We start from the raw sequence: 25371 nt of genomic DNA, 5'->3' as shown, positions 1-25371 counted from the left end.
CCGATGACAATTAGTGTGTTCGAATTGTTTTCAGTCGGTATCGGACCGTCGAGTTCACACACGGTCGGTCCCATGCGGGCGGCTGTCCGGTTTGTCGCCCATCTCGACGAGCACGGACTGTTCGCCGATGTCGCGGGTGTCCGGGTGGACCTGTACGGATCCCTCGCTGCCACCGGCGCGGGGCACGGAACCATGTCCGCCATCCTCCTCGGACTCGAGGGCAACCAACCAGCAACGATCGAACCCGACGTCATGGAGCGACGGCTCGCCGAGGTGAGGGCCGCGCGCGGGATTCGGCTCGGGGGAGTTGTGGACGTCCTGCTCACCGAGTCCGAGATCGTCCTGCACCCGCTCACTTTCCTCGACTTCCACCCCAATGCGATGACGCTGACCGCGACAGGCCGCGACGATCGCGATGTGTACACGCAGACCTACTACTCGGTCGGCGGCGGGTTCGTCGTCACTGCCGATGAGTCCGACACCCGATTGGCTCCGCCCGCTACTGAGTTCTCCTTTGAATCGGGGCGTGAATTGCTCGGCCTCACAGACCACTTCGGTGTCACCATCAGCGATGTGATGCTTGCGTACGAGTGTGTGCGCTGGAGCGAACATCAGGTCAGGGCTCGCCTCCTGCACATTCGCGACGTGATGGTCGCGTGTGAGAGACGAGGAATTTCTCGCGGTGGCTACTTGCCTGGGAATCTTCAGGTGCGTCGCCGGGCGAAGGACTGGTATGAGCGACTCGCCGCCGAGGACCCGGACCGGAGCCCGGCGTACGCCGAGGACTGGGTGAACCTTGTTGCGCTGGCTGTCAACGAGGAGAACGCTTCTGGCGGTCGCGTTGTCACCGCTCCGACCAACGGCGCGGCCGGGATCATCCCCGCCGTCCTCCACTATGCGGCTCACTACACTTCGGCAGGCCGAAGCGACCCGGACGAGACCGCGATCCGATTTCTCCTGGCCGCTGGGGCGATCGGATCGCTCTACAAGGAGCGAGCATCGATCTCCGGAGCAGAGGTCGGGTGCCAGGGCGAAGTCGGATCGGCTGCATCCATGGCAGCCGCAGGACTCGCCGAGATACTAGGCGGCACACCAGAGCAAGTCGAGAATGCTGCCGAGATCGCCATGGAGCACAGTCTCGGGCTCACCTGCGATCCGATCGGCGGGCTCGTCCAGATCCCTTGCATCGAGCGTAACGCCATCTCTGCCGGCAAGGCTATAAACGCGGCCCGAATGGCATTGCGTGGAGACGGAACCCACCGTGTCAGCCTGGACCAGGTGATCGAAACGATGCGGTCCACCGGAGCCGACATGAGCTCGAAGTACAAGGAGACGTCAATGGGTGGCCTTGCCGTCAACGTCTCGGTGAACCTCGTCGAGTGTTGACCCGTCTGGCCACGGTCGGATGTACCCGCACTTCGATCACGAGTGTGGGCCGAATGACTCAGCTACTCTGCCGGGATCGCAGCTCTGCTACGAATGCCTTTGCCCGATCGGTGATGTCGCTCCAGGCCCCCGCCTCGACACTGGCGGGAGGGACGACGCTGGTCCCCGCGCAGACCGCTAGTGCGCCCGCTTCCAGGTAGGCATGGGCATTGTGCTCGTTGATTCCGCCGGACGGGACCAGTTCGACATCGGGGTAAGGCCCGTGCAGATCTGACAAGTGGCCGGGACCCAACGTGCGAGCAGGAAAGATCTTGACAGCGGTCGCCCCGAGATCCACCGCCATCGCAACCTCGGTTGGTGTGAAGGCGCCGAGGAACACGGGGACTGCTCGGTCGGTGGCGACCTTCGCAACACCGGGGCGGATTCCCGGAGTGACCAGGAATCGCGCTCCCGCATCGATAGCGGCGCGTGCCTGATCGTCGGTCATCACAGTGCCGACACCGAGAATCGCACCGACCTGCGTTGCGGCAGCTACGGCACCGCTGATGTGCTGCACGACATCGGGAGTGGTGAAGGTGAGTTCCACCGTTCTGATTCCCCCTGCTACAAGGGCCCGGCACAGTTCGGATGTATCGGGAATGCGGTTGGCGCGTACCACTGCCAAGACCTGGTCGTGTCGCAGAATGTCGATCTCCGTCACTTGACGAATCCTCCCTCGTGGCGCCGCAGAGATCTCCCGGCCAGAGCGCCGGTCAGAACTCCGTTGTCGAGCGCGAGCTGGCCGCGGACGAACACATGCGAGATACCCACCGCCGCTTGCCGTGGCTCCGCATAGGTTGCGGTGTCGGAAATCGCTTCCGGGTCGAAGATCACCAGGTCCGCCGCGAAACCGCTACGGACGAGACCGCGGTCTGTCAGGCGCAACCGGGACGCGGCGCGGCCGGTCAGATGGCCAACGCACTCCTCGAGTGACATCAATCCGAGGTCGCGGCTGTAATGGCCCAGATACCGCGCGAAGGTACCCCATGCTCGCGGGTGGGGTTTCGCGCCGATCAACAGTCCGTCGCTGCCGCCGGTATGTCTCGGATGGTGCATGATCGCCCGGACGTTCTCTTCGTGACCCACATGCTGCAGAATCCCCGTGCCCAGCTGATCGCGGATGAGGATCTCGACACAGACATCAAAGGGAGGCCGGCCTTCGTGTTCCGCGATCTGCGCGATTGTGTGGCCTACATAATCCCCGAGCCGGGCATCCTCGACTCCGCTGATCTCGATCGTGTCCCACTCTGCTGTCACACCGTGGCAGCCGTCCGAACCGTTGACTTCGAGATCTTCACGGATTCTCCTCAGCGAGAGGGGGTCCGACAACCTGGACAGAGTCTCCTCGGGCCCACCGGACGAAGCCCAACTCGGTAAGATCGCAGAGAGCGTGGTGGCGCCCGGAAGATACGGGTAGGTGTCAAGGCTTATGTCTGTACCATCAGCTGTCGCTCTGTCGAGCAGCGCCAGTAGTTCTGGTGCTCGATTCTTGTTCGGGCCGAAGTTCAGGGTGGCATGGGCCAGGTGGAGGGCACAGCCTGACCTGGTGGCGAGCTCGACCATTTCTGCGTATGCCTCGATCGCGCCCGCTCCGTACGAACGATGATGCGGAGAGAAATAGCCGCCGTAGTCGGCGACGGTCTCACACAATGCCAGCAACTCGTCGTTGTCGGCGTACATGCCGGGCGTGTAGGTGAGTCCCGCGGACAACCCCACCGCTCCTTCCCGCATTGCCTGGGCGACAATCTCTTTCATTGCAACGATCTCGTTTGCGGATGCCGGCCGGTCGTCCCATCCCACTACGAGCGCCCGTACGACTCCGTGTGGCACCAGGTAGGCAACATTGGTGGCAACGCCCAGATCGAGCCGGTCGAGGTACTCGCCGACCGACCGCCAGCAGAAGTCGAAATCCTCCGGGTCGGTGTTCCAGCCCGCGATCTTCCGGCGCACCACGGCAAGGACATCGTCGGTGACAGGAGCGTAGGACAGCCCGTCCTGCCCGAGCACCTCTGTTGTCACTCCCTGGGTGATCCGTGCCGGGTGCAGTGGGTTGAGGAGAATCTGAAGATCGGAGTGAGCGTGCATGTCGATGAATCCGGGTGCCAGTACCTGCCCCTCGGCATCGATGACCCGATCAGCGGCCGGGCTCACGGCGGACTGGTCGGCTGCCCGCGGAAAGATCTCGGCGATTTTGTCACCGGCCACGAGTACATCGGCACGGTAGCGAGGGGTCTCGGTGCCGTCGACAACTGTGGCGGAGCGGATGAGTGTGGTCGTCATCTCGAATCCTCGGAATGAAGGTCGGTTACAGATTGATCAGGAACGGATCGGCTGCGTTGGTGCCGACACGCATCGACATCCGCCGACTTGGTTGGTCGAATCAGTACAGGGCGATTTTGAAAACGGAAAACCGCCTGGAACTGCATCGTTGCATTATGCGCAATCTACATTGCATTTTGTCTACGCCATGTTTAGCATTGAGTCGAACCATCGTCAATGGCCCTCCGCGAATCCCACTGCGCGCCGGGCGCTTTGTCGAATCATCCGATGGCAGAGGAACGACGCGTGCAACTTTCGACCTTCACTCCCGTCGACACCCATCGGGTCGTCTGCCTCGGAGAGGCACTGGTACTGGTCTGTGATGAAGCTGCAGATGCAAATCCGGCCACCGCTCATCTTGGGGGAGCGGAGGCCAACGTCGCGGCCGGTCTAGCAGCGCGAGGCATCCCTACCTCGTGGGTTGGGAGGGTCGGTAAGGACGCGTATGGCGATCTCATTCGGTCCGAGCTCGGTCGGCGCGGTGTTGATGTGTCGGCGGTTGAATCCGACCCGGACCGCCCGACGGGCTATTACCGCAAACGGAAGTCAGTTGACCCCGAAGGCGAGCACTGCACGGAAAGCGAGTACCACCGCGCTGGCTCTGCCGCCTCCGCCATGGGCCCGCAGTTCCTCGATCAAGGCCCGGTGCGGCGCGTCCTCCATCGGGCTACCGTGATCCATTGCAGTGGTATCACGGCCGCTCTCTCGGAATCCTGTGCCGCGTTGATGCAGCGCCTGGTCGGCGAGAGGGAGAGCTCAGGGGCACTGATCAGCTTCGACGTGAACTGGCGCGAACAGCTATGGCCGCACGGCGATCCCGGGATGGTCGTCGAGTTGGCGAGGCTCGCCGACATCGTCTTCGTCGGCGCCGACGAAGCTGTCCGGGTATTCGGATCGGAGGATCCTGCTGCGCTGCGACGGATTCTGCCCGGTCCCCGGATGCTGGTGATCAAGGACGGAGCGCGGGGTGCACTCGCGGTCGACATCGCAGGCCGCATCGACTTCGTTCCGGCGCTGACGGTGGACGTTGTCGAACCCATTGGCGCCGGAGATGCTTTCGCCGCCGGGTTTCTCGCCGGGATGGCACTGGGCGAAGAGGTCGGACAGTGCTTGCGCCGAGGCCATATCGGCGCTGCCGCTACCCTCACGGTCGAGTTCGACTCCGCGCCGCAGCCGCCAGCCGAGGTTGTCGCCGAACTTCTGTCCTGCCCAGAATCGGTCTGGGCCACAACGCGAGTCGATTCCAGTGGATTCGTCGCGACCGAAACCTCGGGGGATTAGTTCGATGAGTCAAAGTGTTGCTCGTGCACTGCACCTACTGGTTCAGCTGGGTCAAGGCCCGGCCAATCTCGACACACTCGCTGAGGCGACCGGGGTCCACAAGACGACGGTGCTCCGACTGCTTCGAACATTGACCGAAGCGCGGTTCACATTCCGGGACAACAACAACCGATACCACCTCGGTTCTCGAATTTTCGAATTGTCCGAACAGGCGATCGATCAGCGAGAGATCCGCCAGATAGCGTCGCCGCACCTCGCCGGGTTCAATGAAAAGTACGGTAGAACAACTCATTTGGCAGCTGCTGAATCCGGGAACGTGGTGTACATCGACAAGTTCGAATCTCACGACCAGATTCGGATGTACTCGCGTATCGGCCTACTGGCCAATCTCAATTCGACGGCCGTCGCCAAAGTGATCCTGGCCGACCTTCCTGATGCCGTACTACGAAGCACCGTGGCGTCCATGGACTTTACCCGCAGGACTGCGAATACGATCACAACCCCGGAGGGCTTTCTTGCGGAGATCGAACTCGTTCGACGGCAGGGGTGGGCGCACGACAAGGAAGAGAACGAGCCGTCGATAAACTGCATCGCCGTGCCCGTCCGCGGCGCCACGGGGCGAGTGCTCGCCGCTGTGTCGGTGTCGGTCCCGAACGTGGTACTCGGCTACGAACAACTCCTCGAATTGTTGGAACCACTGCACGCCGTGGCCGCGGCAATCTCGGCCGACTGCGGCTACCGCTCGCACAGCTCCTGAAGTAGATTTCAGAACTGTTTTGCAGCCGATGCCGTCGGCGCTCGTCGGAACCTGCAATTCGCACCATCTGCGTGCTCGTCGCCCTCCCTTCTGGAGGACCGTGAGCGGTGAGAGCTGTTCGTGTGCAGTCACTCTCGTTCGACTTGCGTCATGGACCATCGGTCACCCGCACATGTCTGCACTGTGCGGGTGACCGGGGATGGTCAGACGATCAAACCGAGCACCATCACGCCCGCCAGTCCCGAAACGGAGATGAGTGTTTCCATGACGGACCACGTCTTGAATGTGTCGATGAGGCTGGTACCCATGTACTCCTTCACGAGCCAGATACCTGCGTCGTTGAAGGAGAAGAAGAGCGACCCGGCACCGATTGCCAGAACGACCAGGGCGGGCTCGGTCCCTTGAACCTGAGCCATCACGGGAACCATGATTCCGGCAGCAGTCACGGTGGCGACCGTGGCCGAGCCGGTCGCGAAGCGAATCGCTACAGCGGTGAGCCACGCAAGGAGTAGGGGTGACATCTGCGAGGATTCGGCGGCCTTTCCGATGGCGTCACCGACTCCGGTATCGAGCAGCATCTGTTTGAAGGCGCCGCCCGCGCCGACGATGAGCGTTACCGCCGCAATCGGCGGGAAGGCACTGCCGACGAGTTCGGTGAGACGGGTAGCACCGGTGCCCCGGAGGATTCCGAAGGTGAACATCGCGACGATGACCGCGATGAGCATCGCGATGAGGGGATCGCCTATGAACTCGGCAAACGCCCGAATTCCACCGGTGCCCTCCTCGGTGCTGAAATCCACGACTGTCTTGAAGAGCATCAGCAGCACGGGCAGGAGCAATGTGCCGAGAGCAATCCCGAATGATGGCGGGTTCTGGGCCTTCTCTCGGCTCAGAAACTCCTCGACCATCGCCTTCGGGAGAGTCGGATTGACCGTCTTGGAGATGAAGTTACCGAAGATCGGCCCGGCGATGATCGCTACAGGAATTGCGACGATGAGTCCGTAGACCAACGTCTTACCGAGGTCTGCTTCCAGCGCCTTGATTGCGATCAGTGGGCCCGGATGTGGTGGAACCAAGCCGTGGAGAACCGATAGTGCCGCAAAGGCAGGAATTGCCACCTTCATCGGTGATCCACCGATCCGATGGCTTACCGCAAAGATGATCGGGATCATCAGTACGAACCCAACCTCGAAGAACAGCGGGATACCGATGATGATCGCGATCAGAGCCATCAACCAGGGAACAGCCCGAGGTCGAGCGCGGTGGAGCAGCCGTTCGACGATGACATCGGTCCCGCCGGAATCGGCCATGAGCTTTCCGAGAATGGAGCCGAGGACCACGAGCCCGGCGATCGCCCCGAGCGTCGCCCCCATTCCGGCTTCGAATGTCCCGACGATCTTGCTGGTACTGAGGCCGGCGGTGAAGCCCAGAAGCAGTGTTGCAATGGTCAGAGCGACGAACGCATGAACTTTGAAACGAAGGATCAGCACGACCGCCACTGCGATGGAGAACATCGCCCAGAGGATCAGCGTGGTGTCCTGGGTGGTCCACGTATTGCCGGGCGCGGCGAGCACCCCGGCGAGGGTTTCCGTCATCGAGACTCCTGGCGCGGTTGCGGTGGCGAGTCCAGCTCAGGACGCAGAGCTGCGACGACGTCGATCTCGACGCGAATCCCCCACAATTCGGATCCCACAGTCGTTCGAGCGGGAAGCGGCGCAGGGAAATGATGACGATAGACCTTGTCGAACGCACGGAAGTCCTGCGCGAGATCGGCCAGATGCACGGTTGCCTTCACCACATCGGACAGGTCGAGACCCTCCACAGCCAGGACCGCCTCTAGGTTCTTGATCGTTTGTTCGGTTTGGTCGGCAACGGTGGTGCCGACGATCTCACCGGTCTCCGGATGCTGCGGACCCAAGCCCGCGGTATAGAGAAACCCGTTGGCCACAATGGCCTGCGAGTAGAAGGCTCCGGGGGCGGCAGCCTTGGTGGTCGATACTTGACGTTTACTCATTTTGATCCCTCGCATTCAGGATGTAGTGATCGCCGCATGCATTGCGGCGCAAGTGCGTACAACTGCACCCTTGAATCGGTGCAGGTCAGGAGAATCGATTCAGAAGAAGGTCTGAACACAGTCGATGACGCGGTGGTCGTCGTCTACCACCGGGATGAGCTTCCATTTGTCGAAAGCGGTGCAGGGATGCGAGATTCCGAATCGCACCCAGTCCCCGACCTCCAGCTGCCCCCGGACGTCGCCGCGCAGATACGCGTGCTGGTCGTTGACCTCCTCGACGACAATGCCGCGTAGGTCGACAGTGCTGCCGTCCCGGCGCCGGACCGCCTCGGCGAGCGGCAGATGAATGTCGTACGGAACGTCACGTTTACCGGCTCCGACCAGGGCCAATCCGGGTTCCGGTATGGACAGCACGGACCCCCAGATCTCGATCGCTGCGGTCAGGCCGGGTTGTTCCGGCTCGTTCAGTGGGGATCGGCTGAAAGGGGAGAGCTCGGCGAAGTACTCCGAGTCGTGGGTGAGGTAGGCGCCACTACGAACTACGACCTGGACCTGGTCCGAATCCCAGCCACGCGTCAACTCGTCGGCGACAAGGTCGAAGTACGCGCTCCCACCGGCCGAGACGAGGAAGGGCTCGACAGGATTCGGGTCGTCGACTGGACCCAGTACCTGCCGGACTGCTTCCGCAACTGAACGCAACTCGCGCAGGTATCCGCGGATGACCTCCAACGAAGCCTCATCAGCGTGGTGAGCAAGCACGCCTTCGAAGCCGGAGACGCCACGCACCTTCAGCCGCGGGATCTCGGCGGCGCGGTTCGCAACTGCCATCACACCGGTCGAAGTCCGGTTTCCGGTCCTGCCCCCCGGGGCGCCCACCTCGATCAGTACCTGTAACTGATTCGATCCTGGGATGGTGTCCAAGGCACCCGCCAACAGCTCGACCCCCGCTACGGAGTCGACATAGCAGAGAAACTCGAACCCTGGGTCGGCGTCCATTTCGGTCATCAGCCAGGCGACCGCTGCAGGGTCGACGAGTTCGTTCGCGAGCAGGATGCGGCTGGCACCGAACGACCGATACATTCGTGCCTGCGACGGGGTCGCAACTGTGACGGCCCAGGCGCCGGCATCGAGCTGTCGCTGCACGAGCTGCGGAGCCATCATGGTCTTTCCGTGCGGCGCGAACAGGACACCGTGCCGACGGCAGAAGTCGGCCATCGTCGAGATGTTCGTGCGTAGGGCACTGTCCCTCAGCACCATGATCGGAGGAAGGAACCCTGCATCGAACAGGGAGGGGCCGCCTGCCGAGAAATCCTGCACGGTCGTACCGCCGGGGAGAACGGGAAACCCCTTCACGGTGCTGTCGATTACGTAGGCGTCCAGGGCGGCCAGGCGTTCTCGGTTCATCACAGGACTCCGTACTTGGCGTAGGCCGCGGTCGCGGTGGACCCTCCCAGCACCGCATCGATGAACTGGCGCTCGCTGGCGCGCTTCGTAAAGGCACTCGCAACCACTTCTGCTGCTCGCGCGGACGGAACGACGACGACGCCATCGGAATCGCCGAATATCAAGTCCCCCGGCTCGATACGCACGCCATCGATCAAGCAGGGTGTCCGGTGCGACACGATTTCGTGCCGGCCCATGCTGTCGTACGGAATCGTGCCCGCGGAGAAGACCGGAAAGCCGACCTCCCTGGTCTGTCGGGTGTCGCGCACCAGGCCGTCCGTCAGCGCGCCTACTGCGCCGCGGGTGCGGCTCACATTGGAGAGCAATTCGCCCCACACCGCCAGGTCCGTCGCCCGGGCAGTGGGGGTCACGAAGATCTCATCGTGACCTATTGCGTCCAATGCGGATACAAGCCCGCGAAACGGTGCGGCCGGAACGTCGTAGACACGCTGAATGGCGACGGGGAAGGCAAAACCCGCCATGACGTGATGATTCTCCAGCGGCGCGATCCCGGTACCGAGCGCTTGTCTCCGCAAGCCGAGACCGTCGAGTGCGTCGCAGATCACAGACGCCGTCAGTTCTGATCGCACGCGTTCCAGATCGATGGACTCGCAGGGATGGTCGGTCATCGCATACCTCAATCGTTTCATCGCTAATCGTCAATCGATTGGCGTTTTTGCTATAGTGGTGACCTGCATCACTTCTGTCAACCCCTGGCGGGCTTGTGAACGAAACGAGGACTACGCGTGGCAGCTTCTCCCCATCCGTCCGGCGACCTGTATGCCCCCGTCGGCCGGTTCAAACTGTCCGACCAGGTCTACGAGCGGCTCAAGAACGCCATCGCCTGTGGCGAGCTTCAGCCGGGCGAGCGCCTTGGCGAGCAAGACATCGCACGACGAATGTCGATCAGCCAGGCACCGGTACGAGAGGCTTTGCTGCGGTTGACCCGTGAACGGCTGGTACTTCAGATACCCCGAAAGGGCAGCTTCGTAGCGGAGATCAGCGAGCAGGAAGCGCGTGATGCGTACCAGGTTCGGATACCGCTCGAGCGCCTGGCAGCCAAGCTTGCCTGCGCGCAGACCAGCCCCGAGTTCATCAGCGCGCTCGAAATGGACCTTGACCGCATGCGCGAGGCCGCGGCCGCGGACGACCTGCGGGCGATGATCGAGGCGGACACGTCCTTCCACCGCCGAGTCTGGCAAGTCGGTGGCAATCCGTTGATGTCCGAAATCTGGGCGATGGTCGAAGGCTGCGTGCGCGGCTTCACGCTGGTCAGCAATCGCCTCTTCTACGCGGATCTCACTGAGATCAGCGAGACTCACGCACCGTTGGTCGAGGCACTGCGAATCGGTGATGCCGAGGTTGCCGCGGACCTGTTCGAGACCCATGCGGCGACCGTGTGGGACCGCATCGACTCGCCGACCGAAGTCGACTCCACTTGGTGACATTCGGGAATACCGCATCAGGTCCGGTAGTCGGTGCCGATCGTTCCTCGATCTGCTCGAGGCGCTGTGGGCCCGTTCGTCGGGCGCGAAGTACTTCCACACCACGAAAAGCTGTATCGGCAGGAGGGCCCGTCCTTCCCCTGGCAGCGTCGGACGGGCGTGGAGGCCGACTCCCATCGCGGCAGAATGACCGGACCAACCGCATATAGTCCGACCATGCGTGATGACATACCGTCCCGGATCGGCACCCCCCTGAGCCCGAGCGCCACCCGCGTGATGCTGCTGGGCTCCGGCGAGCTCGGCAAGGAGGTGATCATTGCGCTGCAACGCCTCGGCGTCGAGGTGATCGCTGTCGACCGCTACGCAGACGCCCCCGGGCATCAGGTGGCGCACCGCGCCCACACCATCGACATGGGTGATCGGGAGCAGTTGCTGCGCCTGATCGAGGACGAGTCCCCGCATTTCGTGGTGCCGGAAATCGAGGCCATCGCTACCGAGACGCTCGCCGAGGTGGAGGAGCGCGGCCTCGCCGTCGTCATCCCCACCGCCCGCGCGACGCAGCTGACCATGAACCGCGAGGGCATCCGCCGCCTCGCCGCCGAGGAACTGGGCCTGCCGACGTCTCCGTATGCGTTCGCGGACTCACTCGATGAGGTTCGCGCTGCCGCGGAGCGGATCGGGTTCCCGTGCGTCATCAAGCCGGTGATGTCGTCGTCGGGCAAGGGGCAGTCCGTGGCCCGCAGCGCCGAGGACCTCGAAAAGTCCTGGGATTACGCGCTTTCCGGTGGCCGCGTGAACAAGGGGCGGGTGATCGTCGAGGGCTTCGTCGACTTCGATTACGAGATCACCCTTCTTACCGTCCGTGCTGTAGACGGCACCCACTTCTGCGCACCGATCGGGCACCTGCAGGACTCGGGCGACTACGTCGAGTCGTGGCAGCCGCAGGCGATGACCCCGACCGCCCTCGCGGCCGCCCGTGAGGTCGCCGAGAAGGTCACCGCCGCGCTCGGTGGCCGCGGCATCTTCGGCGTCGAACTGTTCGTCAAGGGTGACGACGTCTACTTCTCCGAGGTGAGCCCGCGCCCGCACGACACCGGCCTGGTGACGTTGCGCTCGCAGCGGTTCTCGGAGTTCGAACTGCACGCCCGCGCGATCCTCGGTCTGCCCGTGGACACGACGCTCGCGGCGCCCGGCGCGTCCGCCGTCATCTACGGCGGCGTCGACGCCGTGGGTGTCGGATTCGAGGGCGTCGCCGACGCGCTGGCTGTCCCCGAGACCGATCTGCGCCTGTTCGGCAAGCCCGAGGCGTTCACCCGCCGGCGCATGGGCGTCGCGGTGTCCACGGGACCCGATGTCGAGACCGCACGTGAGCGGGCCCGCGAGGCCGCGTCGCGGGTGCGCGTCGTCGTGCCGGAGTGAGCGCCGGCGTCGAGGTTCTGCTCGGCCTGGTGATGCTCGTCGGGCTGGTCGGCATTGTCGTGCCGATCCTGCCCGGCACGCTGCTGATTGCCGCCGCGCTGCTGGTGTGGGCGATCCTCGACGCCACCTCCACCGGATGGATCGTGTTCGCGGTGGCCACGCTGCTGCTCGTGGCTTCGGGGGTCGTCAAGTACACGTGGCCGGGCAGACGGATACGCGACGCCGGCGTCCCCAACCGGTCGGTGATGTTCGGTGGACTGGTGGGGATCGTCGGCTTCTTCGTCGTCCCCGTCATCGGACTCTTCCTCGGCTTCCTGCTGGGCACGTATGTCGCCGAGGCCGCCCGGCACCGAACTCACCGCGACGCGTGGACCTCGACCGTGCACGCCACCAAGGCCGTCGGGTTGTCGATTCTCGTCGAACTGTTCGGTGCGCTTCTCGCGGTCGGGCTGTGGCTCGCCGCGGTGCTCCTCCTCTGATTCTGGGCTGATGGTCCTGGGCTGATGGTTCTTAGCCGAGGCCCTGGGCAACGAGGGTGCAACGTGGCACGATCGCGCAGGTGAGTAGGACACCAACCGAGGCGCAGCGCCTGCGCGATCTCACACTGCTGCGCCGCGTGCGCGACCGGATGGACCGGGACTATGCGCGGCCGCTGGACGTCGAGGCACTCGCCCGTGGCGTGCACATGTCCGCCGGGCACCTGAGCCGCCAGTTCCGACTCGCGTACGGCGAGTCTCCGTACAGCTATCTGATGACGCGGCGCATCGAACGGGCGATGGCGCTGCTGCGCCGCGGCGACCTCAGCGTCACCGAGATCTGTTTCGAGGTCGGCTGCTCGTCACTGGGAACCTTCAGCACGCGGTTCACCGAGCTGGTCGGTGTGTCACCCAGCACGTATCGGCGCCAGGCGGAGCGGGCAACGGAGGAGATGCCGTCGTGTGTCTCGAAACAGGTGACCAGACCGATCAGGAATCGAGAAGCGCGACCGGCGCACTGCACTTAGCGTGACTGCCATGGACATCACCATTCACTCCGCCTTCCTTCCGCACACCGACCACGAGGCCTCCCTGGCCTTCTATCGCGACCTTCTCGGCTTCGAGGTCCGCAAGGAGGTCGGCTACAACGGGATGTACTGGATCACGGTCGGCCACCCGGACCAGCCCGGCACCTCCCTGGTACTGCATCCCCCAGCCGCCGACCCCGGCATCACCGACGACGAACGCCGCACGATCACCGAGATGATGGCCAAGGGCACGTACGCCATCCTCACGCTCGCGACCCCCGACCTCGACGAGACCTTCGCGAAGCTCGAGGCCGGCGGCGCGGACATCGTCCAGGAACCGATCGACCAGCCGTACGGCATCCGCGACTGCGCCGTCCGTGATCCCGCAGGCAACCTGCTGCGCATCAACGAGGTGCGCTGACAGGTGGGACGCCATGTCCGTATAGGGCCCGTATAAAGGTTCGGGTAGGCGCACACGAAGTGAGACACAGAGACCGCAGGCCGCTGGGGCGGTTCCACTCGACGGATGGAGAGAACTGAGTATGGCCACGACGACGAACACGCAGTCGACCGGGCTGCACGCCGCCGACAGCCACGATCTGATCCGCGTGCACGGTGCGCGCGAGAACAACCTCAAGAACGTCAGCGTCGAACTGCCGAAGCGTCGGCTGACAGTGTTCACCGGCGTCTCGGGCTCGGGCAAGAGTTCGCTGGTGTTCGCGACGATTGCCGCGGAATCGCAGCGGATGATCAACGAGACCTACAGCGCCTTCGTACAGGGCTTCATGCCGACGCTGGCGCGGCCCGACGTCGATGTGCTCGACGGTCTGACGACGGCGATCATCGTCGACCAGGAGCGGATGGGCGCCAACCCGCGCTCCACCGTCGGTACCGCGACCGACGCCAACGCGATGCTGCGCATCCTGTTCAGCCGGCTCGGGAAGCCGTACATCGGTTCGCAGCAGGCATTCTCGTTCAATGTCGCCTCTGTCAGCGGCGCGGGGGCGATCACCGTGGAGAAGGCCGGCCGGACCGTGAAGGAGCGCCGCGCGTTCAGCGTCACCGGCGGAATGTGCATGCGCTGCGAGGGTAGGGGCAACGTCTCCGACTTCGACCTGACCGCGTTGTACGACGACAGCAAGTCGCTGAGCGAGGGCGCGCTGACGATCCCCGGCTACAGCATGGACGGCTGGTACGGCCGAATCTTCCGCGGCTGCGGCTTCTTCGACCCCGACAAGCCGATCGCCGAGTTCACCAAGAAGCAGTTGGACGATCTGCTCTACAAGGAGCCGACCAAGGTCAAGGTCGACGGCGTCAACGTCACCTACGAGGGGCTCATCCCGAAGATCCAGAAGTCGTTCCTGGCCAAGGACCGCGAGGCGATGCAGCCGCACATCCGGGCGTTCGTGGACCGGGCGATCACGTTCCAGACATGCCCCGAATGCGAGGGCACACGCCTGAGCGCGGAGGCGCGGTCGTCGAAGATCGACGGGGTCAGTATCGCCGACGCCTGCGCTATGCAGATCAGCGATCTCGCGGACTGGGTGCGCGGGTTGGACGGGCCGCCGGCGACAGGAGAACGGGTCGCCGTGGAAACGGTGGCGCCGCTGCTGAAGTCGTTGGGCGAGACGCTCGACTCGTTCGTCGAGATCGGGCTGGGCTACCTCAGCCTGGACCGTCCAGCGGGCACGCTGTCGGGTGGAGAGGCGCAGCGCACCAAGCTGATTCGTCACCTCGGCTCCTCGCTCACCGATGTCACGTATGTCTTCGACGAGCCGACCATCGGCCTGCACCCGCACGACATCGCGCGGATGAACGATCTGCTGCTGCAATTGCGGGACAAGGGCAACACCGTGTTGGTCGTCGAGCACAAGCCCGAGGCCATCGCGATCGCCGATCATGTCGTCGACCTCGGCCCGCGCGCCGGCACCGACGGCGGTGAGATCGTATTCGAGGGCACCGTCGACGGGCTGCGCTCGAGCGGCACCCTCACCGGAAAACACCTCGACGACCGCGCGTCGGTGAAGCCGTCGGTACGGAAGCCCTCGGGGGCGCTGGAGGTGCGCGGAGCCTCCACCCACAACCTGCTCGATGTCGACGTGGACATTCCGCTCGGTGTCCTCGTCGTGGTGACCGGTGTCGCAGGTTCCGGTAAGAGCTCGCTGATCCACGGATCGGTGTCCAAGCGGGACGGTGTGGTTGCGATCGATCAGGGCGCGATCAAGGGATCGCGGCGAAGCAATCCGGCGACCTACACGGGCCTGCTCGAACCCATCCGCAAGGCTTTTGCGAAGGCGAACGGTGTCAAACCCGCACTGTTCAGTGCCAACTCCGAGGGTGCCTGCCCCAACTGCAACGGCGCCGGCGTCCTCTTCTCGGACCTGGCGATGATGGCCGGCGTCGCGACGCCCTGCGAGGTGTGTGAGGGCAAGCGGTTCCAGGCCGAGGTGCTGGACTACACATTCGGCGGCAAGGACATCAGCGAGGTGCTCGGGATGTCGGTGGCGCAGGCGGAGGATTTCTTCCGGACGGGTGACGCGAAACTGCCTGCCGCGCACAAGATTTTGTTGCGTCTGGTGGACGTCGGCCTCGGCTACATCAAGATCGGGCAACCTCTCACCACGCTCTCTGGCGGTGAACGACAGCGCCTCAAGCTCGCCACCCACATGGGCGAGAAGGGCGACGTCTACGTCCTCGACGAGCCCACCACGGGTCTGCACCTTGCCGATGTCGAGAACCTGCTCGTCCTGCTGGACCGTCTTGTCGACTCCGGCAAGTCCGTCATCGTCATCGAGCATCACCAGGCGGTGATGGCGCACGCCGACTGGATCATCGACCTCGGCCCCGGCGCCGGTCATGACGGCGGCCGGATCGTCTTCGAGGGAACACCGCGGGCACTGGTAGATGCCCGCTCCACCCTCACCGGCGAGCATCTCGCGGCCTACATCGGCGCCTGACCGGGCGGGTCTCAGGATCCGCAGCGATACCACTCACGCGCGTTGCCGCCGAGTACGGCCTCGAGGTCGTCGCCCACCGCGTCGGCGATGATGTCGATGTCGGCGGCCTCGAACGCGCGTCGGGCACGGGTGCCGGGCAGGTCGGTTCCGAACATGAGCGCCTTGGGATTGACGGCGTGGATCCGGCGGATCGCGTCGCCGACGTCGTCGATGGAGGTGCGGCCGAAGCCGGTGGCCTTCACCTTGGCGCCACGGTCGACGAGATCGAGCAGATAGCGCAGGCCCCGCGTCGACATGCCCAGGTGGTCGATGCTGACCGCAGGGAGCTTCGCAAACACCGGCTCGAGGGACAGCAGCAGCGTCGCGTCCACATAGAACTCGGCGTGCCAGCCGACGAGTTCGTACGCGCGCTGCGCCTGCGTTGCGAGCAGTCGGACATCGGTGGCGCTGCGCCGCAGGTTGAATCGGACCGCGCGCACACCGGCACGGTCCAGTGCGAGGATGTCGTCGTCGGTGGCGTCGGCCGCCAGATGGGTTACGCCCACCCAGCCGTCGCCGAGTTCCTCCAGCGCAGCGAGCAGCCCGGGCTGCCCGGTGCCCTGGTACGACGCGGTCACCACGGCGCCGCCGTCGACACCGAACCCGGCCATCCGGGCGCGGTAATCGTCGATGGTGAACGGCTCGGGCAGGTACCCGTTGTTCTCCACCAGCGGGAACCGCGGGTCGATGATGTGTACGTGTGCGTCAAACACGTTGTTCATCATGCCCCGTAGAACGGCTGAGAGGTCCCTTCACGCGCGGTGAGCGCATGAAAGGACCTCTCAGCTCGTGGGCCCGCAGCTCGTGGGCCGGGTCAGGCCCGGTGCGGCTCGCTGGCGCGCAACATGTCCTCACGCTCGACGACCTTGATTCGCTCGCGGCCCTCGGGCTCACCGAGGGAACGCTCGTGGGCGTCGAGGCGGTACCAGCCCTGCCATGTGGTGAACGGGACGCCCTTGTTCTCGAGGAACTCGATGATCGCATCCAGGGCGGGCTCCGCCGGATCGGCGAATCCCGGGGCGTCCTCGAGCAGGCACGCAATGGTCTCGTTGGCGTCGCCCTTGGTGTGGCCGATGAGACCGACGGGGCCACGCTTGATCCAGCCCGTGACGTAGGTGGCCGGGATGAAGCGCGATGTGCCGCTCGCAGTGTCCTCGGAGAGGACGCGTCCGGCCTCGTTGGGGACGGTCCCGGCCTGCTCGTCGAACGGCAGCTGCGCAATGTTCTGTGACAGGTAGCCGACGGCGCGGTACACGGCCTGGACGTCCCAATCGTTGAACTTGCCGGTGCCTCGGACGTTGCCGGTGCCGTCGAGCTCGGTTCGTTCGGTCCGCAACCCCACGACCTTGCCGTTCTCCCCGAGAACCTCGTGCGGGGACTCGAAGAAGTGCAGGTACAGCTTGTGCGGGCGGTTGCCCTGGTCGCGGATGGCCCAGTCCTGCAGCGTGTTCGCAACCATGTCGACCTGCTTGGAGCCACGGCGCGCAGCCTCGGAGCCCTCGTCGTAGTCGATGTCCTCGGGGTCGACGATCACCTCGATGTTGGGCGAGTGGTCGAGCTCGCGCAGCTCGAGCGGAGTGAACTTGGCCTGCGCCGGGCCACGACGGCCGAACACGTGGACCTCGACGGCCTTGTTGTTCTTGAGGCCCTCGTACACGTTCGCCGGGATCTCCGTGGGCAGCAACTCGTCGCCGGTCTTCGCCAGGACGCGGGCGATGTCGAGTGCGACGTTTCCGACGCCGAGCACCGCGACCTTCTCGGCCTCGAGCGGCCACGTACGCGGGACGTCCGGGTGGCCGTCGTACCAGGAGACGAAGTCGGCGGCGCCGTAACTGCCGTCCAGGTCGATGCCCGGGATGTTCAGCGCGCGGTCGGCGTTGGCGCCGGTCGAGAAGATCACCGCGTCGTAGAACCGGCGGAGGTCGTCGAGCGTGATGTCGGTGCCGTAGTCGATGTTGCCGAGGAGGCGGACCGCGTCCTTGTCGAGCACCTTGTGCAGGGCAGTGATGATGCCCTTGATGCGCGGGTGGTCCGGTGCCACGCCGTAGCGGATGAGTCCGAACGGGGCCGGCATCCGCTCGAACAGATCGATGCTCACCTCGGTGTCGGACTTCATGAGCGCATCGGCGGCATAGATTCCGGCCGGGCCGGCACCGACGATGGCCACGCGCAGTGGACGAGTCTGGTCAGTCATCTGAGGCGAACTACCTTTTCGATTGGACGGACGTGCTTGTGCTGTACGCCAGGTGTGCGTGAGTTCTCAGCTTAGAGCTAAGTCCTGCCTAACACTCGGTGCTGCCTGGCTGCCGTGGGGACGTTGTATGCCGTCCCCTCGATTTCATGCTAGAACCCTCCGAATGGGCGGCGCCGAGCGGAGGACAACGGCTCCTGATTTTCCCGGGTCGAACCGTCTGCCGGTAGGCAGTTCACAGTTGAGGGGCCACAAGTTTGGTTTGTGCCCTCTGCGGCCAGGTTGAATTGCCGGACGTCGGAAGCGAGGATCCACGCATGACCGACACGCAGGAGCCAGTCGAAGACCCCCGCCGTACGACCGCAAAGCCCTTCATCTTGGCGGTTTCGATCGTCGCGCTGGTGATGATCGCCATCGTGCTCGCAGCGTTCCTGTCGCCGGCCGAGGAGAACCTCACCGAGTCCGACCGGCTCAACGCCACAGTCGGCGACTTCGCCCGTGCGCACAACAATGGTGACGCGATCGCGATGGACCGGATGGTGTGCCAGGAGTTCGCCGAGGACCGCTCGCCGTTCGCCGGCCGTGACGGCGAGATCACCGTCTCCGCGGTCGAGTCGGCCCAGGTCACGGGCGATCGCGCCACGGCCGTCGTGAAGGTCGGTGCGAAGGACGGTAAGGGAGACGTCACCTCCACTTGGAACTTCACCCGCGGCGACGACCGTTGGCTCGTCTGCAACTGACGCCAACTTCTCCCGATTTTCGACCATCCACGGAAGCGGCGGGCATGACACTGTGAAAAGCTGCAATGGTGAGCTACGCAGGTGACATAACGCCGCAGCAAGCCTGGGAGCTGCTGCGCGAGCATCCGGAAGCCGTGCTCGTGGATGTGCGGACCGACGCGGAATGGCGGTATGTCGGAGTTCCCGACACGTCGTCGATCGGCCGCCGGACCGTGCTCATCGAATGGGTGAGCTATCCCACGGGTGCGCGCAACGAGTCCTTCGTCGACCAGCTGTTCGCGGCGGGCATCGACGAAGGCGCGGAGCGTCCGGTGATTTTCCTGTGTCGCTCCGGTCAGCGCTCGATCGGTGCGGCCGAGGCTGCGACAGCTGCCGGCATCGGACCCGCCTACAACGTGCTCGACGGGTTCGAGGGCGGGCTGGGGGCTGACAACCATCGCGGAACCAGCGGCTGGCGTGCAGTGGGCCTGCCGTGGCGGCAGTCGTGAGCGCAATCCCGCAGGGTGGCTCCTTCCGCAAGACACTGCCCGACTGGGTGCGCCCGGCAACGCTCGGCGTACGCGGCGGCACGATGCGGTCGGGCTTCGAGGAGACGTCCGAGGCGATCTACCTCAACTCCGGGTTCGTCTACGAGTCTGCCGAGGCTGCCGAGCAGGCGTTCACCGGCGAGGTCGATCACTTCGTCTACTCCCGCTACGGCAACCCGACCGTGAAGATGTTCGAGGAACGGCTGCGGCTGCTCGACGGTGCCGAGGGCTGTTACGCCACGGCATCCGGCATGTCCGCGGTGTTCACGGCGCTCGCCGCGCTGCTCGCCAAGGGTGATCGCCTGGTTGCCGCGCGCAGCCTGTTCGGATCGTGCTTCGTGGTGTGCAACGAGATCCTGCCCCGCTGGGGCGTGGAGACCGTGTTCGTCGACGGCGAGGACTTGGATCAGTGGGAGCAGGCGCTGTCGGTGCCGACCGCGGCCGTGTTCTTCGAGACACCGTCGAACCCGATGCAGACCCTCGTCGATGTCCGCAAGGTGTCGGAGATGGCGCACGCCGCGGGCGCGAAGGTAGTGCTCGACAACGTCTTTGCCACCCCTCTGCTGCAACGCAGCCTGGATCTGGGCGCCGATGTGATCGTGTATTCGGGAACCAAGCACATCGATGGTCAGGGTCGCGTCCTCGGTGGCGCGATCCTGGGCCCGAAGGACTACATCGACGGCCCGGTGCAGCAGTTGATTAGGCACACCGGACCGGCCCTGAGCCCATTCAACGCGCACACCCTGCTCAAGGGGCTCGAGACGATGCCGCTGCGCGTGCGCCATTCGGTCGACAGCGCACTGCGGATCGCGAAGTTCCTCGAGGCCGAGGCGGCGACCCGTTGGGTCAAGTACCCGTTCCTCGACTCGCATCCGCAGCACGAGCTGGCGACATCGCAGATGAGCGGCGGCGGCACCGTCATCACGTTCGAGCTCGATTCGGCGGAAGGTGAAGGCAAGAAGCGCGCCTTCGAGTTGCTGAACAAGTTGCAGATCGTCGACATCTCCAACAATCTCGGCGATTCGAAGTCGCTCATCACCCACCCGGCCACCACCACGCATCGCGCCATGGGTCCGGAGGGACGCGCCGCGATCGGCCTGTCCGACGGCGTCGTGCGCCTGTCGGTGGGCCTCGAGGATCCCGAGGACCTGCTGGAGGACTTGACGCAGGCGCTGCGCTGACACTTCCTTGTGTCCGGAGTCCTTAGTGTCCAGAGCGTGTGTCCAGAGCGCGAACGGGAGGGTTGAGCCATCGAGGTCGTACTGCTGGGCACCGGCAGCGCCGACGGGTGGCCCAACCCCTTCTGCACCTGCGCATCGTGCCGCACGGCTGCGGTTCGAGGCGAGATCCGAGGCCAGACGGCGGCACTCGTCGACGACACGATTCTGCTCGACTGCGGACCCGAGGTCCCGCGTGCTGCCGTCCATGCCGGACGCTCGCTGGCCCGCGTCCGCCACATCCTGTTCACGCATGCACACCCCGACCACGTGGGGCCGGCAGCGCTGCTGTTCCGCGCGTGGGTCCGCCGCGACGAACCCCTCGACGTGATCGGTCCCGCCGAGGCCCTGGACCTGTGCCGGGACTGGGTGGGTCCCGACGATCCGGTGAACTTCGTCCCGGTTGGCGCTGGCGATCGGATTGCACTGGGCGGCTACACGATTCGGGTACTCGAAGCGGCGCATACCGCGGTTCGAGACGGTGACAGCGTGCTCTACGACATCACCTCACCCGGTGGCGACCGGATGCTGTGGGCCACCGACACCGGTCCGCTGCCGGCGTCGACGCTCGACGCTGTCCGGAACGCGGCATACGGCGCGCTGTTCCTCGAGGAGACGTTCGGCACCCGCACAGACCTCGGTGCCGGACACCATGACCTGACCACCTTCCCTCGCACCCTCGCCGCGTTGCGCGAGTCCGGCGCAATCACCGCCGCCACCGATGTGGTCGCCGTGCACCTGAGTCACTACAATCCGCCGACAACGGAACTGGCGGCGCGGCTTGCACCGTGGGGTGCTCGGGTGGTGGCGGACGGCGCGACGGTGACAGTGGGCGCGCGCACGACGACCGCGTCGCCGGGCATTCGTCGCACCCTCGTCCTGGGCGGCGCCCGGGCCGGCAAGTCCACGTACGCGGAGGCGCTGCTGGCGGCGCACCCGCGGGTGACCTACCTGGCGACGGGCGGGGTGCGCGAAGGCGACCGCGAGTGGGCCGAGCGGATCGCGCTTCACCGGGCCCGACGCCCGGACGGCTGGACCACCGTCGAGACCACCGATGCTGCTGCGGTGCTCCGCGGCGCCCAGGAACCGGTGTTGCTGGACTGTCTCGGCACCTGGCTCACCGGGCGACTCGACCACCACGGCGTGTGGAACGGCGGGGACTGGAGCGCCGTCGGCGCCGATATCGCAGACCTCCTCGGCGCGGTCCGTGCGGTGTCGGTGCCGGTCGTTGCCGTCAGTAACGAGGTGGGCAGTGGCGTGGTGCCGCCCACTCCGGCGGGTCGCCGATTCCGGGACCTGCTGGGCCGGGTCAACTCCGCCGTTGCAGCCGAGTCCGAGTCGGTGGTCCTGGTCGTGGCGGGTGTGCCGACGCTGCTGCAGATGCGCTGAACCGGAGTTTCCGCCGATCACGGCTCCACCTGCGGGCGTTCGTTCTAGCCTGAGTGCGGGGCCGTTGCGGGGGCAAGCCCGATTCGGGGTTTTCATGACATCTGTACAGGGTCAATGTGATTCGTCGTTCGAAGGTGTTCGCGAGGTGTTCGAGGAGAGCTTCGCCGACGGGCAGAATCTGGGCGCAGCGGTGGCGATATTCGCCGACGGACTGCCGGTGGTGGACCTGTGGGGTGGTGTTGCCGATCGGAGCTCGGGACGGCCATGGGCCTGGGACACCTCTTGCGTGGTGTTCTCGTGTACCAAGGCGGTGACGGCGGCGTCGGCACTGTTGCTCGCCGAACGCGGCTACGTCACCCTCGATGCGCCCGTCGCCCAGTGGTGGCCGGAATTCGCGGACAACGGCAAGGGTGACGTCACGGTCGAACACCTTCTCAGCCACCAGGCCGGGCTGCCGGCGTTCGCCACACCGGTATCGGTCGCGCAGGCCGCCGATCCGGTCGCGATGGCGGACCGACTCGCGGCGCAGACCCCGGAGTGGGAGCCGGGCACCGACCACGGGTACCACGCGCTCACCTTCGGATGGTTGATTGCAGAACTGGTGCGACGGCACACCGGACTCACGGTCGGCGACTTCGTGCGAAAGGAGTTCGGCTCCGACCTGTGGATCGGCGCGCCGCCGGGCGTCATCGCCCGGGCCGCGCGCATCAGCGTGCCGCGCCGGGGCGAGCCGAAGTCGCCGCTCACGGATGTGGCGACCCAGACGCGGGTTGACGCAGCCTACGCCGAGCCTGGGTCGTTGATCTTCCGTGCCACCTCGAATCCTGCTGCGTCGTACAACGATCCGGTACTGCTCCGCGGGGGCTGGCCGGCTGCGGGCATGGTGACGACGGCCCGGGCGCTCGCGCGCTTCTATCGCGACCTGATGTTCGGCGTGAGCCTGCGCCCCGATACATTGCGTGAGGCGATCCGGGAGCGGGTCCGTGGACCGGACCGAGTGCTGCTCACCGACAGCGCGTACGGGCTCGGGTTCATGCGTCCGGCACAGAGTTTCGAGCTTCCCGAGGCGGCTCGTGCCGCTGCGTTCGGGCATCCCGGCGCTGGTGGCGTCGTCGGCCTCGGAGACCCGGAACACCGCCTGGCGCTTGCGTTCGTACCGAACCTCAAGCGCGACTACTTTGCAGGTGACCGCCGGGCCTACCGGCTGATCGAGGCGGCGTACGCGTCGATCACGTGAAACAATCGCGTCTCAGAACGGATTCGAGGTGCGTCCGACCAAATCGGCCACCGACTCGAGTACGAGTGTCGGGCGGTACGGGAACGTCTCCATCGACTCACGGGTGGAGATGCCGGTGAGCACCAGGATGGTTTGCAGCCCGGCTTCGAGCCCGGAGACGACATCGGTGTCCATCCGATCGCCGATCATCAGAGTGTTCTCCGAATGCGCTCCGATGGCGCGCAGCGCCGACCGCATCATCAGCGGGTTCGGCTTGCCGACGTAGTACGGCTCGCGCCCGGTCGCGCGGGTGATCAGGGCTGCGACCGAACCGGTGGCCGGCAGCGAGCCGTCTCGGGACGGACCGGTGGCGTCGGGGTTGGTGGCGATGAACCGAGCGCCGCGTTCGACCAGTCGGATCGCGGTGGTGATCGCCTCGAACGAGTACGTGCGGGTTTCGCCGAGTACCACGTAGTCGGGATCATTGTCGGTGAGGACGTAGCCGATCTCGTGCAACGCGGTAGTGAGGCCGGATTCGCCTACCACATAGGCACTTCCGCCGGGGCGCTGGTTCTTCAGGAACGTCGCGGTGGCCAGCGCCGAAGTCCAGATGGACTTCTCGGGGATGTCGAGTCCACTGCGCAGCAGTCGCGCCCGCAGATCCCGTGGGGTGCGGATCGAGTTGTTGGTGAGGACGATGAACGGGGTTTCGGCCTCCTGCAGTTCGGTCAGAAAGGCGTCCGCGCCGGGAATGATGTGTTCCTCGTGGACCAGTACCCCGTCCATGTCCATCAGGTATGTCCAGCCGGGGTTCTGCTCGTCAGTACTCACGTCTCCAGTATCCGTCATGCCCCGATCGCGGGTCCGAGTACCGCCCACGAATCCTGCATCTCGGCCTCGAACAGTCCCCACGAGTGACTGCCCTCGCTGCGGTAGACGACGGTGGCGGGAATGCCGAGCGAGCGCAGGCGCGCATCCATCACCGCCGTGCACCCCTTCGTGATCGCCTCCACGGTGCCGCCGCCGATCGCTTGCGGGATGGTCAGCAGCGGGTTGTGATCGTCGATGGGGCCGGGTAATCCGGACGCTGCGGACAGGAACAATGCCTTGCCGCGCAACCGTTCTGCCTGCACTACCGGATCGTGCTGGATCCACAGCGGGCCACCGATCGGCCCCCACATGTTGGCCGCGTTGCCGCCGCCGCGCAGCTCCACCATCGATCGCACCATCGCCTGACCGTTGGGATCGCTGGTCTGCGCGCAGCCGCTGTACGAGCCGACGCCGCGGTAGACGTCGGGCGCCTGGATCGCGAGGTCCAGGACCGGGCCGGCACCCATCGACACCCCTCCGATCGCGTTGACGCCGGTGGTGCCGAACTGGCGGTCCACCACCGCGGGCAGCTCGCGGGTGAGGTATGTCTGCCACTTGTTGCGGCCCAGCACCGGATCGTCGGCGACCCAGTCGGTGTACATCGAGTATTTGCCACCCACCGGAAGCACCACGTTGACATTCTTGTCGGCGAAGAACTGCGCGACCTTGGTGTTGTTGAACCACGAGATCCCGTCCTCGCCGCCGCCGATGCCGGTGAGCAGGTAGAACGTGGGTGCCGGACCGCCGGTGGCCGGGTGGATCACGTCGTTGGGGATCACCCGGTTCATCGACGGCGAGTACACGAAGATGCGGGTGATCGTGTTGCTCACCTGGACGACGCCCTCGACGTATGCGCCCGCCGGGGCCGCGTGGGCGGAGAACGTCCCACCGAGCAGCGTCCCTACCAGCAACCCCGTGAGTGAGATCGAGTGGAGGATCCGGCGTCTGACACGGGCCGTCGTCCCAGGGCTTCTCATCGCGCACCTCCGGTCGGATCGACCTGAATTGCTGTCCGGCTGAGTGAAGCTCACGCCAGCATATCCGCACCGAGATGGAGTGGAGGCGGGATCGAGAGCGCGCGTCCGATTCGGGAGCGGATGTCGCGGTGTGTGCGGATTC

At 65.2% G+C, this 25371-nt stretch carries 24 protein-coding genes; 14 read left to right on the top strand and 10 right to left on the bottom strand.

The window, feature by feature from the left end:
* Nucleotides 1-3: 3 nt before the first annotated feature.
* On the top strand, nt 4-1386 hold the full coding sequence (locus ERC79_RS07800; protein WP_131577142.1) for an L-serine ammonia-lyase: 1383 nt from the start codon (nt 4-6) through the stop codon (nt 1384-1386).
* A gap of 58 nt (nt 1387-1444) precedes the next feature.
* On the opposite strand, the gene ERC79_RS07795 is transcribed toward ERC79_RS07800, so the two are convergent.
* Together ERC79_RS07795 and ERC79_RS07790 are read right to left on the bottom strand one after the other, a co-directional pair.
* A complete protein-coding gene (locus ERC79_RS07795; RefSeq protein WP_131577140.1) occupies nt 1445-2086 on the bottom strand; it encodes a bifunctional 4-hydroxy-2-oxoglutarate aldolase/2-dehydro-3-deoxy-phosphogluconate aldolase in 642 nt (213 codons plus the stop codon).
* Complete coding sequence (locus ERC79_RS07790) at nt 2083-3705, bottom strand: D-aminoacylase (RefSeq protein ID WP_131577138.1); 1623 nt, start codon at nt 3703-3705, stop codon at nt 2083-2085. The genes ERC79_RS07795 and ERC79_RS07790 overlap by 4 nt, the downstream gene beginning before the upstream one ends.
* A gap of 216 nt (nt 3706-3921) precedes the next feature.
* Here ERC79_RS07790 and ERC79_RS07785 point away from each other — a divergent pair, with 216 nt between their 5' ends.
* Nucleotides 3922-5025, top strand: coding sequence for a sugar kinase (locus ERC79_RS07785; protein WP_347563582.1), 1104 nt, complete (start codon nt 3922-3924; stop codon nt 5023-5025).
* A gap of 4 nt (nt 5026-5029) precedes the next feature.
* A complete protein-coding gene (locus ERC79_RS07780) occupies nt 5030-5782 on the top strand; it encodes an IclR family transcriptional regulator (RefSeq protein ID WP_131580855.1) in 753 nt (250 codons plus the stop codon).
* A gap of 203 nt (nt 5783-5985) precedes the next feature.
* Here the strand turns inward: ERC79_RS07780 and ERC79_RS07775 are convergent, their stop codons facing one another.
* The 4 genes from ERC79_RS07775 to ERC79_RS07760 all read right to left on the bottom strand — a co-directional run bounded on the left by ERC79_RS07775 (nt 5986) and on the right by ERC79_RS07760 (nt 9868).
* The gene (locus ERC79_RS07775; RefSeq protein WP_131577134.1) at nt 5986-7377 is read right to left on the bottom strand and encodes a gluconate:H+ symporter; all 1392 of its coding nucleotides are present in this window, start codon (nt 7375-7377) and stop codon (nt 5986-5988) included.
* The gene (locus tag ERC79_RS07770) at nt 7374-7796 is read right to left on the bottom strand and encodes a Rid family hydrolase (protein WP_131577132.1); all 423 of its coding nucleotides are present in this window, start codon (nt 7794-7796) and stop codon (nt 7374-7376) included. The genes ERC79_RS07775 and ERC79_RS07770 overlap by 4 nt, the downstream gene beginning before the upstream one ends.
* A gap of 99 nt (nt 7797-7895) precedes the next feature.
* Nucleotides 7896-9200, bottom strand: a complete 1305-nt coding sequence (locus ERC79_RS07765) for an alanine racemase (protein ID WP_131577130.1) — start codon at nt 9198-9200, stop codon at nt 7896-7898.
* Nucleotides 9200-9868 carry an RraA family protein gene (locus tag ERC79_RS07760; RefSeq protein ID WP_131577128.1) on the bottom strand — a complete coding sequence of 223 codons (669 nt, stop codon included), beginning with the start codon at nt 9866-9868 and terminating at the stop codon, nt 9200-9202. The genes ERC79_RS07765 and ERC79_RS07760 overlap by 1 nt, the downstream gene beginning before the upstream one ends.
* A 117-nt stretch (nt 9869-9985) precedes the next feature.
* Here ERC79_RS07760 and ERC79_RS07755 point away from each other — a divergent pair, with 117 nt between their 5' ends.
* From ERC79_RS07755 to ERC79_RS07730, 6 genes are all read left to right on the top strand, one after another.
* A complete protein-coding gene (locus ERC79_RS07755; RefSeq protein WP_131577126.1) occupies nt 9986-10684 on the top strand; it encodes a GntR family transcriptional regulator in 699 nt (232 codons plus the stop codon).
* Between the two features lie 216 nt (nt 10685-10900).
* Nucleotides 10901-12103 carry a formate-dependent phosphoribosylglycinamide formyltransferase gene (purT, locus tag ERC79_RS07750; protein WP_131577124.1) on the top strand — a complete coding sequence of 401 codons (1203 nt, stop codon included), beginning with the start codon at nt 10901-10903 and terminating at the stop codon, nt 12101-12103.
* Complete coding sequence (locus tag ERC79_RS07745; protein WP_131577122.1) at nt 12100-12582, top strand: DUF456 domain-containing protein; 483 nt, start codon at nt 12100-12102, stop codon at nt 12580-12582. The genes purT and ERC79_RS07745 overlap by 4 nt, the downstream gene beginning before the upstream one ends.
* Nucleotides 12583-12662: 80 nt before the next feature.
* Complete coding sequence (locus ERC79_RS07740) at nt 12663-13106, top strand: helix-turn-helix transcriptional regulator (protein WP_207390441.1); 444 nt, start codon at nt 12663-12665, stop codon at nt 13104-13106.
* Between the two features lie 10 nt (nt 13107-13116).
* Complete coding sequence (locus ERC79_RS07735) at nt 13117-13527, top strand: VOC family protein (protein ID WP_207390440.1); 411 nt, start codon at nt 13117-13119, stop codon at nt 13525-13527.
* A 121-nt stretch (nt 13528-13648) separates the two neighbouring features.
* Nucleotides 13649-16063, top strand: a complete 2415-nt coding sequence (locus tag ERC79_RS07730; RefSeq protein ID WP_131577118.1) for an excinuclease ABC subunit UvrA — start codon at nt 13649-13651, stop codon at nt 16061-16063.
* 11 nt (nt 16064-16074) lie between these two features.
* On the opposite strand, the gene ERC79_RS07725 is transcribed toward ERC79_RS07730, so the two are convergent.
* Nucleotides 16075-16815: an amidohydrolase family protein gene (locus tag ERC79_RS07725; protein ID WP_131577116.1), complete on the bottom strand. Its 741-nt coding sequence runs from the start codon at nt 16813-16815 to the stop codon at nt 16075-16077.
* A 101-nt stretch (nt 16816-16916) separates the two neighbouring features.
* Nucleotides 16917-18296 (bottom strand): FAD-dependent oxidoreductase, encoded by a 1380-nt coding sequence (locus tag ERC79_RS07720; protein WP_131577114.1) that lies wholly within the window; start codon nt 18294-18296, stop codon nt 16917-16919.
* Nucleotides 18297-18610: 314 nt separating this feature from the next.
* Between ERC79_RS07720 and ERC79_RS07715 the strand changes: the two genes are divergently transcribed.
* The 5 genes from ERC79_RS07715 (at nt 18611) to ERC79_RS07695 (ending at nt 23403) form a co-directional block, all read left to right on the top strand.
* Nucleotides 18611-19033 (top strand): hypothetical protein, encoded by a 423-nt coding sequence (locus ERC79_RS07715; protein ID WP_131577112.1) that lies wholly within the window; start codon nt 18611-18613, stop codon nt 19031-19033.
* 68 nt (nt 19034-19101) lie between these two features.
* Nucleotides 19102-19521 (top strand): rhodanese-like domain-containing protein, encoded by a 420-nt coding sequence (locus ERC79_RS07710; protein WP_131580851.1) that lies wholly within the window; start codon nt 19102-19104, stop codon nt 19519-19521.
* Complete coding sequence (locus ERC79_RS07705) at nt 19518-20741, top strand: O-succinylhomoserine sulfhydrylase (protein ID WP_131577110.1); 1224 nt, start codon at nt 19518-19520, stop codon at nt 20739-20741. The genes ERC79_RS07710 and ERC79_RS07705 overlap by 4 nt, the downstream gene beginning before the upstream one ends.
* A 69-nt stretch (nt 20742-20810) precedes the next feature.
* Nucleotides 20811-22166 carry a bifunctional adenosylcobinamide kinase/adenosylcobinamide-phosphate guanylyltransferase gene (locus tag ERC79_RS07700; protein ID WP_131577108.1) on the top strand — a complete coding sequence of 452 codons (1356 nt, stop codon included), beginning with the start codon at nt 20811-20813 and terminating at the stop codon, nt 22164-22166.
* A gap of 94 nt (nt 22167-22260) precedes the next feature.
* Nucleotides 22261-23403, top strand: coding sequence for a serine hydrolase domain-containing protein (locus ERC79_RS07695; RefSeq protein ID WP_131577107.1), 1143 nt, complete (start codon nt 22261-22263; stop codon nt 23401-23403).
* Nucleotides 23404-23415: 12 nt separating this feature from the next.
* On the opposite strand, the gene ERC79_RS07690 is transcribed toward ERC79_RS07695, so the two are convergent.
* Both ERC79_RS07690 and ERC79_RS07685 read right to left on the bottom strand, forming a co-directional pair.
* Nucleotides 23416-24213, bottom strand: coding sequence for an HAD-IIA family hydrolase (locus ERC79_RS07690; protein WP_207390439.1), 798 nt, complete (start codon nt 24211-24213; stop codon nt 23416-23418).
* A 14-nt stretch (nt 24214-24227) separates the two neighbouring features.
* Nucleotides 24228-25229, bottom strand: a complete 1002-nt coding sequence (locus ERC79_RS07685; RefSeq protein ID WP_131577104.1) for an alpha/beta hydrolase family protein — start codon at nt 25227-25229, stop codon at nt 24228-24230.
* Nucleotides 25230-25371: the final 142 nt, after the last annotated feature.

The organism is Rhodococcus sp. ABRD24 (assembly GCF_004328705.1).
Lineage (GTDB): Bacteria > Actinomycetota > Actinomycetes > Mycobacteriales > Mycobacteriaceae > Prescottella.
The sequence above is the reverse complement of the archived record's forward strand: the minus strand, read 5'-3'. Positions and strand labels throughout refer to the sequence as shown.